Raw genomic sequence first — 15,038 nt, 5'->3', positions numbered from 1 at the left:
CCTCCTTATCAAAGCTTGAGGCCGGCAGCTCTGGCGCCTTCCGCAACCTGTGCTACTCTGCCCGTATAAAGATAACCCCCGCGGTCAAAGACGGCTTCACTGATGCCAGCCTTTGCTGCACGCTGTGCAGCCAGCTCGCCCACCATCTTCGCGGCTTCGGTTTTTGTTGCCTCCTGGCACTTGGCTTTGATCTCGGCGTCCATGGAGGAAGCGGAGCAAAGCGTGTTTCCCGCAACGTCATCAATAAACTGAACATAAATGTTGCTTAAACTCCGGTAAACATTCATCCGCGGACGGCTCGCCGTACCGGAAATCTTATTGCGGATTCTCTGATGACGCTTTTTTCTGATTTCATTTCTGTCTTTTCTGTTAATCATAATCCACGTCCTCCATTACATGCCAGTCTTACCGACTTTGCGGCGGATATATTCGCCCTCGTACTTAATGCCTTTGCCCTTATACGGCTCCGGCGGACGAAGGGCGCGAATGTTCGCTGCGCACTGGCCGACTGCCTGCTTGTCGATGCCTTTGATGATCACGCTGTTCGGGTTGGGAACCTCAAACGTGATGCCTGCCGGCGGTTCGACTTCAACCGGGTGGGAATATCCAAGTCCGAACACAAGCTTTTTGCCCTGCAGCTGTACCCTGTAACCGACGCCGACGATTTCCAGGTTCTTCTGGAAGCCTTCGGAAACGCCTTTTACCATATTTGCAAGGAGCGCACGCGTAAGGCCATGCAGCGCCCTTGATTCCTTCTGATCGTTTTCACGCGTCAGGACGAGCTGTTCGCCTTCCTGTGTGATCGTGATCTTATCGCTGAACTTCGATTGCAGTTCACCATTTTTGCCCTTTACCGTCACGACGCCGCCATCCTGCGAAACGCTTACGCCGGAGGGTAAATCGATAGGCATTTTTCCAATTCTCGACATAATATTTAACCTCCAACTACCAGATATAGGCGAGCACTTCTCCACCTACACCGTCGCGGCGCGCCTGCGCGTCCGTCACGATGCCTTTGGATGTGGAGATGATCGCGATTCCAAGGCCATTCAGGACGCGAGGCAGTTTGTCGTGCCTTGCATACACCCGAAGGCCGGGCTTTGAAATCTTTTTCAGGCCCGAAATAACTTTTTCGCCATTGGGGCCGTATTTCAGCTTGATTTTGAGCGTGCCCTGCACGCCGTCATCTATAAATTCGCAGCCTTTGATATAGCCCTCCTGGAGCAATATCTGACCAATTGCCTTTTTCATATTGGACGCAGGTACTTCCACAACTTCATGCTTTGCGGTAAGTCCATTGCGGATGCGAGTCAGCATATCTGCGACAGAATCTGTAACCGGCATATTGTTTCCTCCTTGTTTTATCCTCTGGGTAAGACGCCGCGGTTCGGATTTTCCGCCTTCCGGCGCCCGCCCTTGTCCGTTCCGTCCGCCCGGGCGGTGGTCACAAGGGCTTATCTCTCTATATTACCAGCTTGCTTTTCTAACGCCCGGTATCTGCCCGCGGTACGCGAGTTCCCGGAAGCAAACGCGGCAGATTCCGTATTTTCTAAGGACAGAATGCGGCCTTCCGCAAATGCGGCAACGCGTATAATTGCGTGTAGAAAATTTGGATCCTCTCTGCTGCTTTATGATCATGCTTTTCTTTGCCATTATTTTCCTCCTTAGTGCGCAAACGGCATACCCATCTGGGCGAGCAGCTCTCTTGCTTCTTCGTCTGTTCCAGCTGTCGTAACAACGATGATGTCCATGCCGCGGATCGCATCAACCTTATCGTATTCGATCTCCGGGAACACGAGCTGTTCCTTGAAGCCCATTGCAAAATTACCCCTGCCGTCAAACGACTTTGGGGAAAGGCCGCGGAAATCGCGCACACGCGGGATTGCGATGCTGATGAGCTTATCGATAAACTCATACATCCTGTCGCCGCGAAGCGTTACCTTCGCACCAATCTTCATGCCCTCGCGGACTTTGAAGTTCGCGACGGATTTCTTTGCCGTCGTAACAACCGGCTTTTGTCCTGCGATAACCGTGAGATCCTCCACTGCGGAGTCAAGGGCTTTCGGGTTATCCTTTGCTTCGCCAAGGCCCATATTGATTACAACCTTTTCGAGCCTGGGTACCTGATTAACGTTCTTATATTCGAACTTCTGCATCATAGCGGGAACGATTTCCGCCTTGTATGTATCTTTTAATCTCGGCATATCAGATAATTACCTCCCTTCACTCACAGCGCAGCGCCGCATTTTTTGCAAACGCGGGACTTCTCGCCATTTTCGATTTTGTGTCCGACCCTTGTGGCCTTGTTGCACTTAGGGCAAACCACCATCACGTTGGATGCATCGAGCGCACCTTCCTGCTTGATGATTCCGCCTGGGGTCGTCTGGTTTTTCGGTTTTTTATGCTTGGTGAGCATATTCGTACCTTCGAGAACCACTTTGTTCTTCGCAGGCTCGACGCGGAGCACCTTTGCCTGTTTTCCCTTTTCTTTTCCGGAGATCACTACTGCGGTATCGCCTTTTTTGATATTGATTGTATTCATATCCCGTGCCTCCTCCTCAAAGAACTTCCGGGGCAAGCGACACGATCTTCATATAATCGCGGTCGCGGAGCTCCCTGGCAACAGGCCCGAAAATACGGGTGCCCTTCGGCTGTTTATTGGCATCAATAATCACTGCTGCATTCTCGTCAAATTTTATGTGTGAACCGTCCTGCCGCCTTACTCCGGAGACGGAGCGCACGACAACGGCTTTCACCACGTCTTTTTTCTTTACTACGCCGCCGGGCGCCGCTGTTTTCACGGACGCAATAATCACGTCGCCGATGTTCGCCGTCTTTTTGACGCTTCCGCCCATCACGCGAATGCACTGGATTATTTTAGCGCCTGAATTATCCGCAACCTTGAGGCGTGTTTCTGGCTGTATCATCCTGACTCCTCCTTTACGCGCGGGCCCAAAAGCCATGTCCGCGCATCATCTCATCGTCCTTATTTCGCTTTTTCAACGATCTCGACCAGTCTCCATCTCTTATCCTTAGAGAGAGGCCGCGTTTCCATCAACCGTACCGTATCGCCCACGCCCGCTTCGTTGTTCTCGTCATGCGCTTTCAGTTTGTTGGTGTAGTTGATCGTCTTTCCATACAAGGGATGCGTCTTTCTGCTTTTGATCGCAACGACGATCGTCTTGTCCATTTTATCGCTTACTACCGTTCCGACTCTCTCTTTACGGTACCCTCTTGCCTGTTCACTCATCCGAAGACGTCCTCCTTATTCTTACTCGGCAACCTTCTGGCCTAGTTCCATTTCTCTCAAAACCGTCTTCACCCGTGCGATGTCCTTTTTCACATTCTTGATGCTGGAAGGATTGTTGAGCTGGCCCGTTGCGAGCTGAAAGCGCAGGTTGAAAAACTCGGTCTTGAGGTCGCCCAGCTTGGCGACTAATTCGTCTTTTGTCAGTTCACGTATCTCTTTAGCCTTCATCCTGCTCACCACCTGCTTCGTTATTTTGCTCTTTGATCGCAAATTTGCATTTGATCGGCAATTTATGCGCTGCACGCGTGAGGGCCGCCCGAGCGGTCTCCTCGGATACGCCCGCAAGCTCGAACATTACCCTGCCCGGCTTTACGACCGCTACCCAGTATTCCGGGGAACCTTTACCGGAACCCATGCGGGTCTCGGCGGGTTTCTCTGTTACCGGCTTGTGCGGGAAGATCTTGATCCAGACCTTTCCGCCCCTCTTGATATATCTTGTCATAGCGACACGGGCCGCCTCGATCTGGTTGCTCTTAATCCAGCCGGGCTCCGTTGCCACAAGACCGTAATCGCCGTAATTGATTGTGTTTCCGCGAAGGGCTTTGCCCTTCATACGGCCCCTGAACTGTCTTCTACGCTTAACCCTTTTTGGCATTAACATTTTTTCTGCCTCCTTCCACTGCTGAAGGTTTTGCTCTTTCCGCTAAAGGATTTCCGAGGATCTCACCTTTGTAGATCCACACCTTAACCCCGATTTTACCATATGTCGTATTTGCTTCTGCAAAACCGTAGTCGATGTCCGCACGAATTGTCTGCAGCGGGATGGAGCCTTCGTGATACTGCTCTACCCGGGCGATTTCCGCGCCGCCGAGACGTCCGGAGCACATAATCTTGATTCCTTTTGCGCCGGCCTTCATCGTCCTGCCGATGGACTGCTTCATCGCACGGCGGAACGAAATGCGCTTTTCAAGCTGCTGCGCGACATTTTCCGCAACGAGCTGTGCGTCTACGTCTACGCGCTTCACTTCGATGATGTTAACGGCAACCGCAGAGCCCGTAAGCTTTGCAAGGTCCTTTTTCAGGAGCTCTACGCCCGTGCCGCCCTTGCCAATAACGATACCCGGCTTGCCGGTAAAGATATTGACTGAAATTTTCTGTGCCGCACGCTCGATCTCGATCTTCGAGATGCCCGCGGCAAAGAGTTTTTTCTTTAAAAATTTCCTGATTTTATCGTCTTCCACGATATAATCGGCAAATTTGGATTTTTTGGCTGTCCACCTGGCGTCCCAGTCTTTGATGACTCCAACCCGAAAACCATGCGGATGTACTTTCTGACCCATCGTATTCCTCCTTACTTAACCTGATCCAAGATAATTGTAATGTGGCTCGTACGTTTACGGATGCGGGATGCCCTGCCCTGTGCGCGCGGCCTGAACCGCTTGAGCGTAGGGCCCTGGTCTGCGAACGCCTCGGCAACGAACAATGTGTCGGCCGAAAGGTTCATGTTGTTTTCCGCATTCGCAATCGCAGAATTAAGAACCTTGGAAACAGGTTCCGTCGCGCCATTCGGCGTGTTCATCAGAACAGCATTGGCGTCCTGTACGTTAAGACCCCTGATAAGGTCAATGACAGCCTTTACCTTACGGGAGGAAATGCGAACATACTTCGCAATGGCTTTCGGTCTTCTATCTTTTTCTTCCTGACGCTTTGCAGCTTTTTCTCTTTCTCTTGTCGCCATAAAACTTACCCTCCTTCCAGGTTATTTAGACGATTTTTCGCCCGCGTGTCCGCGGAACGTTCTCGTCGGGGCGAATTCGCCCAGTTTGTGCCCGACCATGTCTTCCGTGACATAGACCGGAACAAATTTCCTGCCGTCGTGCACACCGATCGTGTGACCAACCATATCCGGGAAGATCGTCGACGGGCGTGACCAAGTCTTCAGCACTTTCTTTTCATTCTTTTCGTTCATCTCCTGAACGCGTGCCAGAAGCTTTTCATTTATAAACGGTCCCTTTTTTACTGACCTACTCATATCTGCAAATTCACTCCTTCGATTATTTAGCGTTCCTGCGTTTTACGATAAATTTATCCGTCGGGTTCTTCTTCTTGCGTGTCTTATACCCAAGAGCAGGCTTACCCCAGGGAGTAACAGGACCCGGGCGTCCAACGGGGGATTTGCCCTCGCCGCCGCCGTGCGGATGGTCGTTCGGGTTCATAACGGAACCACGCACTGTGGGGCGAATGCCCATGTGGCGCTTACGGCCCGCTTTGCCGATATTGATATTTTCCTGATCTACGTTGCCCACCTGGCCGATCGTCGCTTTCGCGCCGATGAGGATCATCCTCACTTCACCGGAGGGAAGACGCACCTGTGCGTACCGTCCTTCCTTGGCCATCAGCTGTGCCGCGTTGCCCGCGCTCCGCACGAGTTGTGCGCCCTTGCCCGGCTTCACTTCCACGTTGTGGATCATCGTACCAACCGGGATAGACGCCAGCGGAAGCGCGTTGCCGGGTTTGATATCCGCTTCCGGCCCAGAGACCACTTCGTCGCCTACCTTCAGGCCGTAGGGAGCGATGATGTACCTCTTTTCGCCGTCTTTGTAGTGCAGCAGTGCAATGTTCGCGCTGCGGTTCGGATCGTATTCGATCGTCGCAACCTTAGCCGGCACGCCGTCTTTATCGCGTTTGAAATCGATGATCCTGTATTTTCTCTTTGCGCCGCCGCCCACGTGGCGAACCGTAATACGGCCGTGCACGTTGCGTCCGCCGGATTTCTTCAGCGAGACGAGCAGCGATTTTTCGGGCGTTTTCGTCGTGATTTCTTCAAAAGCTGAAACCGACATGAATCTTCTGCCCGGAGAAGTTGGGTTATATTTTTTGATTGCCATAACTTATAGAACCTCCCTTACGCGCTTACTGTGCCATACTCTCGAAGAATTCGATTGCTTTGGATTCTTCCGTGAGCGTCACATAAGCTTTTTTCGTTTCCGGGCGTCTGCCCTCCGTGCGTCCCTGTCTTTTCAGCTTGCCTTCTTTGCGGGATGTAGTGACCTGTTTCACTTTCACCTCGAAGATTTCTTCCACCGCAGCCTTGATCTGCGTCTTATTGGCGCCTTTTTCCACTAAAAACGTGTAGGTTTTCTTGGGGATCAGGTCGTAGCTTTTCTCTGAAAGAATGGGCTTTATGATAATATCATGCGTGTCTTTCATTATGCGTAAACCTCCTCGATTGCTTTTACGGCGTCCTTCGTTACGATGAACTTGTCGTATTTCAGGATGTCATACACAGAGAGCGTTGCAGCCGGCATTGTTTTGACCCCCTGGATGTTCGCGGCAGCGCGGACAACATCTTCGTCCTTACCGCTCGTTACAATCAGTGCTTTTTCCGCTTTCAGGTTTTTCAGGATTGCCGCCATCTCCTTCGTTTTGGGGGCCTTCATCTTAAGGTCTTCCATTACGATGATGTCTTCATCCAGCACCTTCTGCGACAGTGCGCAGCACATTGCAAGCGCGCGCACCTTTTTGTTGAGCTTCATGGAATAATCCCTCGGCTTGGGTGCGAACACAACTCCGCCGTGCGTCATCTGTGGTGCGCGGATCGTGCCCTGGCGCGCCCGGCCCGTGCCCTTCTGGCGGAAAGGCTTGATGCCGCCGCCGCGCACTTCGCTGCGGGTTAATGCGGACTGCGTACCCTGCCGTCTGTTGGCCAGGTGCGCCACAACCGCGTCGTGCATTACCGATTTGTTTATTTCTACACCGAAGACTTCGTCTTTCAGTTCGATTTTGCCTGCTTCTTTGCCGTCGGTCTTATATACTGATACGTTTGGCATAATTACTTCCTCCTTTTCAAGCGGTCTTACAGCGACTTAACGCTTTTTCTGATGGTCACAAGGCCGCCCTTGGCACCGGGAACCGCGCCCTTGATGAGCAAGAGGTTCTTGTCGGTGTCAACCTTGATAACTTCGAGATTCTGCACGGTCACTTTATCGAAACCGCCGCGTCCCGGGAGGCGTTTGCCCTTCATGACTTTCGCCGGGGATGCGCATGCGCCCATGGAACCGGGGCGCCTGTGATAGCGCGAACCATGGCTCATAGGCCCCCTGTGCTGGCCCCAGCGCGCAATGACGCCGAGGAAGCCTTTGCCCTTGGAAATACCCGAAACGTCGATCTTCTCGCCCGCTTCAAACACATCTACTTTGATTTCGCTGCCCGCCTCAAGCTCTTCCGCTTCGTCTGTGCGGAACTCGCGCAGGTAACGCGTGGGGGCTGCTTTTACTTTTGCGAAATGGCCCTTTTTCGGTTTGATTACGTTCTTTTCCTTGACTTCTCCGAACCCTACCTGCACCGCGTTGTATCCGTCGGTCTCTACCGTTTTCTTCTGAACGATAACGCAAGGTCCGGCTTTTACTACTGTTACGGGAACGACTCTGCCGTCTTCTGCGAAGATCTGAGTCATGCCGATCTTTTCACCCAGTATAGCTTTCATGTTTTCTCCTCCGTCTTATCGCTTGTTTACAGTTTGATTTCGATGTCCACGCCCGCGGGAAGGTCGAGACGCATGAGAGCGTCCGTCGTCTTTGCATTTGCTTCGAGGATGTCGATCAAGCGTTTATGTGTTTTGATTTCAAATTGTTCTCTCGAATCTTTGTATTTGTGCGTCGCACGCAGGATCGTTACGATCTCTTTGCTCGTGGGAAGCGGCACGGGGCCTGAAATCTTTGCGCCCGTACGTTTTGCCGTGTCCACAATCCTCTGAGCGCTCTGGTCGATCAGGTTGTGGTCGTAAGCTTTCAGTTTGATTCTAATTCTCTGGCTTGCCATTTGTTTCTCCTCCTTCAAGTGTCGCGGCCAAAGCCGCCTTCGCTGACACACATAGCCGGGTGTGTCGCTTTGCTTTTTTCGGACAGAACGTTTCTGTCCTGCCCTTTTTGGAGCCGCCCGGATCACTGTCCGGACTTTTGTCGGCGGGAACTATCCGCTGGCTCACGGTAACCTCTCGCCTCATCCCAAAATACGCCTATAGCGCAACGTACTAAATTATACATGACCAAATCCGCAATTTCAAGGCTTTTTTTGAACTTTTTTCCGCTTTTTCCCAAAAAATTAAAAATAGTGGCCCGCCGGAAACAGGGGCACAAGATATTGCGATTTCAAAGTGCTAAAAATTTCCCCTTCTATATTATATTCTGTTTTTTATTCCTCCAATGATTGACATATGCCAAAAAAGTGATATGCTTAACAGAGAGTAAAGAACATATGTTCATAAATAAGTTCCCTCCGGGGAGTAAATAATTCTTTTGAACCACAAGGAGGACCGATCATGAAAATCGCAGTTGCAAGTGAAGGCTTAAACGTTTCCGGGCATTTCGGACATTGCTCCGACTTCAACCTTTTTACCGTTGAGGACGGAAAGATCGCAGCGGAGGAAACCATCGCGAGCCCCGGGCACGACCACAACCTGATCGAATTTTTGGCAGGCCGCGGAGTAACCGTCATTATTTCCGGCGGCATGGGCGCAGGCGCGCGAGAGAAATTTGACGAAAAGGGCATCGAAATTGTAACGGGCGCGCAGGGCGCGGCAAAGGATGCGGCCCAAAAGTTCCTTGACGGCGCGCTGGTGTCCGACGATACGGTATGCTGCAAGCATGAGCACGCAGGAGACTGCCACTGAGGAATATCCCGCGGAAGTCTGGCACGTTTTTTACGCTCCCATATGCGTTATGGGGGCGTTTTTCATATTTTAATCTTTCGGCGGACGGTTTTTGTTGTTTCGATAATATCCCGATGATACAATAATTACGAGACCAGACAAATGTTGGAAAGGATAACAACCATGCTGAAAACAAATGACAATCCCGCGCTCGCGCTGGACGCGAACGGAAAAGTATATCTATACGGCTCGCATCTTTCGTGCGGCTGTGTTCCCCGTTTTACCGTGCGGCTTGACCGCAGGGTGGATGGGGCCGCATTGTGCAAGGCTGCGGACGAGACGCTCGGGCGCTTCCCGCAAATGGCGGTAGGGCTCGCCCATGACAAATCAAATTACTTTTACATTCCCATCGACCTTCCCGCACCCGTTTTCCCGGGAGATGGAACGGAAGTGCGCACAATGGGCACGGACGATACGAACGGCTATCTCTTTTGCATCACCTATGAGGGCGATACCATCCGGGCCGACTGGTTCCACTCCCTCGCCGACGGCCTCGGTTTCCTCGTTTTCCTGAAATCCCTGCTGTACCACTATTTCCGCATTTTGGGACTTCCGGTGGAGCCCGGCGATATCCGCACGTCGGACACGGAATTTGAGGCCGAAGAGGCCGAAGACGCCGTGATGAAAATCGATCTGGCGCAGCCAAACGAATATCCCCGTTTTCCCGCCTTCCGGGTGCCCGGCGTGACCACCGACGGCAATCCGGAAGATACCGTCGTACAAATCCGCCTGCCGTTTTCCAAATTGCACGGCGTGGTAAAAGAGTACCAGGCAAGTCCTGTGACATTTATCTGTCCTCTGTTTTCAAGTGCGGTACACGAAAAATACTGCGCGCCGGAAGAAGAACGGCCGGTGATCGCGTCAATCCCCGTCAACCTGCGCCCCTATTTTCCAAGCAAAACGACGCGCTGCTTCATTGCAGGCGCAGGCATTCCCTATGACCGGAAAATGGCCGGCCTGCCGTTTGAAGATATTTTGAAGATAGAAAAAGGGCTGCTCGATTTCCAGACGCAGGCAGCGGAACTTGCTGCAGACGCAAAAAAGACCGCTGTGGAAACGCTGGAGCTTCTGGACGCAGACCTTCCCCTCGAAGAAAAATGCAGACTGGTCCGCACCTCGATCGAGCAAACTTCCGGACAGGCGACTTACGTCATTACCAACATGGGCCGGGTTGACCTGCCGCCGTCTATGGAGCCGTATATAGAAGAAATTTATCCCTGCCTGCCTACGGCGATCAATCCCTTTACGCTGGCAATCGTTTCTTACCGGGGAGAACTGGTTATCAATGTAGCGCAGCGTTCTTCCGAAACGGATGTATGCGAACGTTTTGTGGAGATTCTCAACACACTTGAAATCCCCGCGGAAATTTCAAAAATATCTTCTTTTCATACGATGCATTACAACGGATAAAGTATTAAAAAAAGACCGTTCCGGCTTTCGGGGAACGGTCTTTTTTTTTTCGGGTTTGCAGCGTGCTGTACGCTTGCCTTGCTTGCGGAAAAGCGTTTAAGCCTTCTCCCATCCAGCCGCGTTCCTCTCTTGGGCGCCCGCTGGCAGACGCCCGGCGGCCCTTGCCCGTAATTACAGACGAAACGGCAAGGCCTCTCGACGCCCCCCGCTTATAGGTTTATCGGCAGTTTGAAGCTATTTCAACCGCTTTGCGCTCCATGTGCGCGAGGTATCGTTTCTTTAGTTCATCCGCTTCTGCAACCCCAGCCTCATAACCGGCGGCCCGTCCACGGGCATATTCCAGTTCCGTGAGATGCTTTATCTCCCGGGCAAGTATGTTGCATTCATCGAGCCTGCATCCGCTGAGCACTTCGCGCATCCGTTCGATGCAGCTTTGTATGATGCGGCAGGAAAGGCAATAGGTTTTGTCGCCCTTTACGGCGCACCCCTCGCATACGGTTGTCTCGTTCATCCTATTCACCGCCTTGTAAAATCAAAAGCGCTGTGATAAAATCATACTACAAGTAAGCGAAATGGTTGCGAGCCCTGTCCGCTTACTTGTGGAAGCAAAGCCACTTTTGGGGTGTGTTTTGCTTTTCATTAAGTATACTACATTTAAATGTATGCGTCAATGCTAAATTATAATTTAAAAAGGGGTTCTATGAAAGTATCTGAAAGAATACTAAAAATATTGGAGGATTCTGGAATCACTCCCTATCAGGTTCATAAGGATACTGGTATTTCTGAAGGTACATTTACGAATTGGAAGGCTCGCCCCACTTCCAAGGTCAAAAGCGATACGATAATTACTCTCGCAAAATATTTGGGTGTATCCTGCGATTTTCTTTTGCTTGGCGAAAACAGCCCTTCTGTCAAGGACCGCGAAGCAAAAGCTTTGCTTCCTTATAAAGAAATTATTGACTCTTATAAAAATTCCAGTAAGAAATCCCGCAACCTTGCACGCGCGGCGCTCGACCTTCCGCCGGAAAAGTAGTTGCTGCCAATTGCCGGAACTCGTCCTTGTGTTTGCCTCCCGGTTATGCAGGCAGGTTCATCTGGCGGACGGTTCCTTTTTCTCCCCGCGCGTCCCGCTGCGCCGGGCTCGTGCAGGAGCCCCTCGATGGCCAGCCGCCTGCGGTAACGCAGCAAAAGCCGGAACGCTATCTTTCTACAGCGCAGGCCAAACAAGGCTGAACTTTTTACTTTGTTACCGCGGGATATCCCGCGCCGCCCTGCGCGAAAGGTCTTTTCGATATTTTCCAGACAGAAAAAGTATATGGGTTAATAGGGTGGTGAACTGTTCCGGTATATCTCTGCATAGGTTTTTCCCCTAAAGGCGGGAATAGCCTCTGTGCGAATCAAAAAACAAAAACTGTCCTGCAATTCTTTTTTGCTCGCGTATTTTTTAATGAAAACCGTTTCGCCTTTCGTTTTCCGGCTTATTAATGATATGTAATTATTTATTTTCAGAGGAGAAGAACTACTATGAATCCATTCCTGCTTGCTCTTGCGGGTTCAGGCCTGATGTTTGCGGCGACCACGGCCGGTTCTGCATCGGTCTTCTTTTTCCGCGGTGAAATTAATCCAAAAATACAGCGCGTTATGCTCGGCTTTGCGGCGGGTATTATGATTGCCGCGTCTGTTTGGTCTTTGCTGATTCCCGCCATTGAAATGGCGGAGGAACAAGGCACAACCGGATGGATTCCGGCGGCGGGCGGCTTTGCACTCGGGGGTATTTTCCTCTTTGCGCTCGACCATCTCCTTCCCCACCAGCATCCGGGCAGCAGCAAGCCGGAGGGACTGCATTCGCACCTCGGGAAGCGCACGATGCTGGTGTTTGCCGTCACCCTGCACAATATTCCGGAAGGCCTTGCGGTGGGCCTTGCATTCGCCGTTGCAGCGCAGGCAGGCGCCGGTGAAACGGTGACGCTTGCCTCCGCAATTGCACTTGCCATTGGTATGGCGCTGCAAAACGTACCCGAAGGGGCCGCCATTGCCCTGCCCTTGCGCCAGGAGGGCCTGACCCGTGGAAAGGCTTTTCTGTGGGGGGCCATGTCTGGCGCGGTGGAGCCGATTGCCGCAGTGGCCGCAGTGGCCCTGATCGGCCTTATTTCCGGCATTATGCCGTGGCTGCTTGCGTTTGCCGCGGGGGCGATGATTTATGTCGTGGTGGAAGAACTGATTCCCGAGGCGCATCTTGGCGAGCATTCCCATTCCGGTACAGCGGGCGTGATGGTTGGATTCATTCTTATGATGATACTCGATGTGGCGCTTGGGTAAATTCAAAATTTCGGGGGTATCTGTTTGAAACGCGAAACCTTTGGTTCACGTCTGGGTTTTATTTTAATTTCAGCGGGCTGCGCCATCGGCCTGGGCAATATTTGGCGGTTTCCTTATGTGGTCGGCGCATACGGCGGAGCAGCCTTCCTTATCATTTACCTGATTTTCCTTGTGATTCTTGGCCTGCCCATTATGGTCATGGAATTTTCAGTGGGCCGCGCCAGCCAGAAAAGCGTTGCACGCTCTTTCCAGTCCCTTGAACCGAAAGGCAGCAAATGGCACCTGTTCAGCTACGGCGCGATTGCCGGGAATTATCTTTTGATGATGTTTTATACCACCATCGCGGGATGGATGATCGCATACTTTGTGAAAACATTATCCGGAGATTTCGTGGGCCTTTCCGCCGCCGGAGTACAGCTTGAATTCGCCGCCATGAAGGCGGATGCTTTCCCGCAGATCGGCTGGATGGTCCTGATTACTGCCGTCGGCTTTTTCGTATGCGCGCTCGGCCTGCAAAAGGGCGTGGAAAAGGTTTCCAAATTTATGATGACAAGCCTGCTTGCAGTGATGGTTGTTTTGGTCATCCGCTCCGTCACCCTGCCCGGCGCGCAGGCCGGTATCGCGTTTTATCTGCAGCCCAATTTTTCAAAGCTGATGGAACACGGTTTGCCCGAGGTGATTTTTGCCGCCATGGGGCAAGCTTTTTTCACATTAAGCGTAGGGATTGGCAGTATGGCGATTTTTGGCAGCTATGTCAGCCGCGACCGGCGGCTGTTTGGGGAATCCGTCAGCATCACGGCGCTCGATACTTCCGTCGCTCTCTTATCCGGCCTCATTATCTTCCCGGCCTGCTTTGCGTTTGGCGTAAACCCTGGGAGCGGCCCTGACCTGATTTTTGTTACGCTTCCAAATATTTTCAATTCAATGGCCGGCGGGCAGATCTGGGGGGCTTTTTTCTACATCTTTATGATTTTTGCTTCTTTTTCCACGGTCATTGCCGTATTTGAAAACATTCTTTCATTCGGCATGGACCTGTTTGGCTGGTCGCGCAGGAAATCCGCGCTCATCAACACATTTCTGATGATCGGGTTGGCGCTTCCGTGCATCCTTGGTTATAATTTATTCTCCGGATTCCAACCGCTCGGCCCGGGAACGACGGTGCTTGACCTCGAGGATTTCATCGTCAGCAATAACTTGCTGCCCATCGGCGCCCTCATTTACCTTTTATTCTGCGTCACCAAATACGGCTGGGGCTGGAAGGGCTTCCTCGCCGAGGCAAACACGGGAAGCGGTCTTGCATTTCCCTCAAAAATACGGTGGTATTGTAAATATGTCCTGCCGTTTATTATCATTTATATTTTGGTGCAGGGATACATCGTTTATTTTTCCTGAGCAAACAAAAAACAGGCCCGTGCATAACGCACAGGTCTGTTTTTATTTGTGCTTCTTATTCCGCGCTGCCTACAGCCTGCTTGCTGGCCTGCGCCAGGTCGCCGATCGTGAAACTCGACGAGCTTGCAAGGAAGGTCTCGATTTGAGTTTTCAGGCTTTCCACCTGGCTGTCAATCTGTTCTTTCACGCTGTCATCCGTTTTGGCCTGCTCCACCATAGCTGCGAAACCATCCATCAGGTAGTCGCCGATATCAAGCAGCAACGCTTCCGACGCCGCCGTCTTTTCCGCATCCGACGCCGCTTCCCATTCTGTAGCGGTCCAGGACATATAATCCGTATTTGCCGCCGCAGAGGCCTCTCCCGATGCTTCCGCAGAAGCCGCCTCCGATGCCGGGGCAGACTCTGACGGAGCAGCCGCCGGGGCCGCACATCCTACAGCGAATGCCATACACAGCACCACTGCTGCCACTACAAGTACAATTTTCTTCATGTTCTCTCCTCTTGATGATAAATATTTTGCAAAGCCTCTGGTAGTTGTTCACCGCCTGCTTTGCAGCATGTGCTGTGTGTAACTATATCAAATACCAGTGGACTCAACAATCCCATGCTGCCTGATAATACGTCCGTTCATTGACGAATGTGTGACATGACACTAAAAGGGAGCGGGTTTCCGCTCCCTTAATTTGTTTCCAGATACATCAACGGAAACAAAACTCAATCTCCGTTGATACCTCCATCAATCCTTATATGCGTTTTTTCTTATTCGATAACGCCCGACACTACCCCGGATCCTACCGTACGGCCGCCTTCACGAATTGCGAACCGAAGGCCTTCTTCGATTGCAATCGGCGTGATCAGCTTGATTTCCATCTCGATGTTATCTCCCGGCATTACCATTTCCGTTCCGCTCGGCAGCTCGATCACTCCCGTTACGTCCGTCGTCCTGAAATAGAACTG

General features: G+C 51.8%; 26 protein-coding genes. 5 read left to right on the top strand and 21 right to left on the bottom strand.

The window, feature by feature from the left end; genetic code table 11:
* Nucleotides 1–8 precede the first annotated feature (8 nt).
* From rplR to rpsJ, 18 genes are all read right to left on the bottom strand, one after another.
* Nucleotides 9–377, bottom strand: coding sequence for a 50S ribosomal protein L18 (gene rplR, locus H8S18_RS09605; protein WP_186858098.1), 369 nt, complete (start codon nt 375–377; stop codon nt 9–11).
* A 15-nt stretch (nt 378–392) separates the two neighbouring features.
* Nucleotides 393–929 (bottom strand): 50S ribosomal protein L6, encoded by a 537-nt coding sequence (rplF, locus tag H8S18_RS09600; RefSeq protein ID WP_186858097.1) that lies wholly within the window; start codon nt 927–929, stop codon nt 393–395.
* Between the two features lie 16 nt (nt 930–945).
* Nucleotides 946–1,344: a 30S ribosomal protein S8 gene (rpsH, locus tag H8S18_RS09595; protein WP_066522697.1), complete on the bottom strand. Its 399-nt coding sequence runs from the start codon at nt 1,342–1,344 to the stop codon at nt 946–948.
* A 123-nt stretch (nt 1,345–1,467) separates the two neighbouring features.
* The gene (locus tag H8S18_RS09590) at nt 1,468–1,653 is read right to left on the bottom strand and encodes a type Z 30S ribosomal protein S14 (RefSeq protein WP_066522698.1); all 186 of its coding nucleotides are present in this window, start codon (nt 1,651–1,653) and stop codon (nt 1,468–1,470) included.
* Nucleotides 1,654–1,664: 11 nt separating this feature from the next.
* Entirely contained in the window at nt 1,665–2,204 is a 540-nt protein-coding gene (rplE, locus tag H8S18_RS09585) for a 50S ribosomal protein L5 (RefSeq protein ID WP_186858096.1), read from the bottom strand.
* A gap of 23 nt (nt 2,205–2,227) precedes the next feature.
* Complete coding sequence (gene rplX, locus H8S18_RS09580; protein WP_186858095.1) at nt 2,228–2,542, bottom strand: 50S ribosomal protein L24; 315 nt, start codon at nt 2,540–2,542, stop codon at nt 2,228–2,230.
* Nucleotides 2,543–2,558: 16 nt separating this feature from the next.
* On the bottom strand, nt 2,559–2,927 hold the full coding sequence (gene rplN, locus H8S18_RS09575; protein WP_186858094.1) for a 50S ribosomal protein L14: 369 nt from the start codon (nt 2,925–2,927) through the stop codon (nt 2,559–2,561).
* A gap of 59 nt (nt 2,928–2,986) precedes the next feature.
* Entirely contained in the window at nt 2,987–3,250 is a 264-nt protein-coding gene (gene rpsQ / locus H8S18_RS09570; protein ID WP_079546083.1) for a 30S ribosomal protein S17, read from the bottom strand.
* Nucleotides 3,251–3,271: 21 nt separating this feature from the next.
* Nucleotides 3,272–3,478 (bottom strand): 50S ribosomal protein L29, encoded by a 207-nt coding sequence (rpmC, locus tag H8S18_RS09565; protein WP_186858311.1) that lies wholly within the window; start codon nt 3,476–3,478, stop codon nt 3,272–3,274.
* Entirely contained in the window at nt 3,468–3,911 is a 444-nt protein-coding gene (rplP, locus tag H8S18_RS09560; protein ID WP_186858093.1) for a 50S ribosomal protein L16, read from the bottom strand. The genes rpmC and rplP overlap by 11 nt, the downstream gene beginning before the upstream one ends.
* Nucleotides 3,889–4,590 (bottom strand): 30S ribosomal protein S3, encoded by a 702-nt coding sequence (gene rpsC, locus H8S18_RS09555; protein WP_186858092.1) that lies wholly within the window; start codon nt 4,588–4,590, stop codon nt 3,889–3,891. Before rpsC ends, rplP begins: the two co-directional genes overlap by 23 nt.
* Before the next feature lie 11 nt (nt 4,591–4,601).
* Nucleotides 4,602–4,988 (bottom strand): 50S ribosomal protein L22, encoded by a 387-nt coding sequence (rplV, locus tag H8S18_RS09550; RefSeq protein ID WP_186858091.1) that lies wholly within the window; start codon nt 4,986–4,988, stop codon nt 4,602–4,604.
* A 21-nt stretch (nt 4,989–5,009) separates the two neighbouring features.
* The gene (rpsS, locus tag H8S18_RS09545) at nt 5,010–5,282 is read right to left on the bottom strand and encodes a 30S ribosomal protein S19 (protein ID WP_186858090.1); all 273 of its coding nucleotides are present in this window, start codon (nt 5,280–5,282) and stop codon (nt 5,010–5,012) included.
* Nucleotides 5,283–5,304: 22 nt separating this feature from the next.
* A complete protein-coding gene (rplB, locus tag H8S18_RS09540) occupies nt 5,305–6,138 on the bottom strand; it encodes a 50S ribosomal protein L2 (RefSeq protein WP_186858089.1) in 834 nt (277 codons plus the stop codon).
* Between the two features lie 25 nt (nt 6,139–6,163).
* The gene (rplW, locus tag H8S18_RS09535) at nt 6,164–6,460 is read right to left on the bottom strand and encodes a 50S ribosomal protein L23 (protein WP_186858088.1); all 297 of its coding nucleotides are present in this window, start codon (nt 6,458–6,460) and stop codon (nt 6,164–6,166) included.
* Nucleotides 6,460–7,080, bottom strand: a complete 621-nt coding sequence (gene rplD / locus H8S18_RS09530) for a 50S ribosomal protein L4 (protein ID WP_186858087.1) — start codon at nt 7,078–7,080, stop codon at nt 6,460–6,462. Before rplD ends, rplW begins: the two co-directional genes overlap by 1 nt.
* Nucleotides 7,081–7,106: 26 nt before the next feature.
* The gene (gene rplC, locus H8S18_RS09525) at nt 7,107–7,736 is read right to left on the bottom strand and encodes a 50S ribosomal protein L3 (RefSeq protein WP_186858086.1); all 630 of its coding nucleotides are present in this window, start codon (nt 7,734–7,736) and stop codon (nt 7,107–7,109) included.
* Nucleotides 7,737–7,762: 26 nt separating this feature from the next.
* Nucleotides 7,763–8,071, bottom strand: coding sequence for a 30S ribosomal protein S10 (gene rpsJ, locus H8S18_RS09520; RefSeq protein WP_186858085.1), 309 nt, complete (start codon nt 8,069–8,071; stop codon nt 7,763–7,765).
* A 499-nt stretch (nt 8,072–8,570) separates the two neighbouring features.
* Between rpsJ and H8S18_RS09515 the strand changes: the two genes are divergently transcribed.
* Together H8S18_RS09515 and H8S18_RS09510 are read left to right on the top strand one after the other, a co-directional pair.
* On the top strand, nt 8,571–8,921 hold the full coding sequence (locus H8S18_RS09515; RefSeq protein ID WP_186858084.1) for a NifB/NifX family molybdenum-iron cluster-binding protein: 351 nt from the start codon (nt 8,571–8,573) through the stop codon (nt 8,919–8,921).
* Between the two features lie 141 nt (nt 8,922–9,062).
* Nucleotides 9,063–10,370 (top strand): hypothetical protein, encoded by a 1,308-nt coding sequence (locus H8S18_RS09510; protein ID WP_186858083.1) that lies wholly within the window; start codon nt 9,063–9,065, stop codon nt 10,368–10,370.
* A 217-nt stretch (nt 10,371–10,587) separates the two neighbouring features.
* On the opposite strand, the gene H8S18_RS09505 is transcribed toward H8S18_RS09510, so the two are convergent.
* Entirely contained in the window at nt 10,588–10,881 is a 294-nt protein-coding gene (locus tag H8S18_RS09505) for a hypothetical protein (RefSeq protein ID WP_186858082.1), read from the bottom strand.
* A 189-nt stretch (nt 10,882–11,070) separates the two neighbouring features.
* On the opposite strand from H8S18_RS09505, the gene H8S18_RS09500 reads away from it, so the two are divergent.
* The 3 genes from H8S18_RS09500 to H8S18_RS09490 all read left to right on the top strand — a co-directional run bounded on the left by H8S18_RS09500 (nt 11,071) and on the right by H8S18_RS09490 (nt 14,081).
* Nucleotides 11,071–11,403: a helix-turn-helix domain-containing protein gene (locus H8S18_RS09500; protein WP_186858081.1), complete on the top strand. Its 333-nt coding sequence runs from the start codon at nt 11,071–11,073 to the stop codon at nt 11,401–11,403.
* 491 nt (nt 11,404–11,894) lie between these two features.
* Nucleotides 11,895–12,689, top strand: a complete 795-nt coding sequence (locus H8S18_RS09495; RefSeq protein ID WP_186858080.1) for a ZIP family metal transporter — start codon at nt 11,895–11,897, stop codon at nt 12,687–12,689.
* Between the two features lie 24 nt (nt 12,690–12,713).
* The gene (locus H8S18_RS09490) at nt 12,714–14,081 is read left to right on the top strand and encodes a sodium-dependent transporter (protein WP_186858079.1); all 1,368 of its coding nucleotides are present in this window, start codon (nt 12,714–12,716) and stop codon (nt 14,079–14,081) included.
* Nucleotides 14,082–14,136: 55 nt separating this feature from the next.
* On the opposite strand, the gene H8S18_RS09485 is transcribed toward H8S18_RS09490, so the two are convergent.
* A complete protein-coding gene (locus H8S18_RS09485; RefSeq protein WP_186858078.1) occupies nt 14,137–14,571 on the bottom strand; it encodes a hypothetical protein in 435 nt (144 codons plus the stop codon).
* A 269-nt stretch (nt 14,572–14,840) separates the two neighbouring features.
* Nucleotides 14,841–15,038 (bottom strand): EF-Tu C-terminal domain-related protein (locus H8S18_RS09480; RefSeq protein ID WP_456237102.1); only part of this gene is annotated, 198 nt, incomplete at its 5' end.

Source organism: Christensenella tenuis (assembly GCF_014287795.1).
GTDB classification, from domain to species: Bacteria; Bacillota; Clostridia; order Christensenellales; family Christensenellaceae; genus Christensenella; species Christensenella tenuis.
The sequence above is the reverse complement of the archived record's forward strand: the minus strand, read 5'-3'. Positions and strand labels throughout refer to the sequence as shown.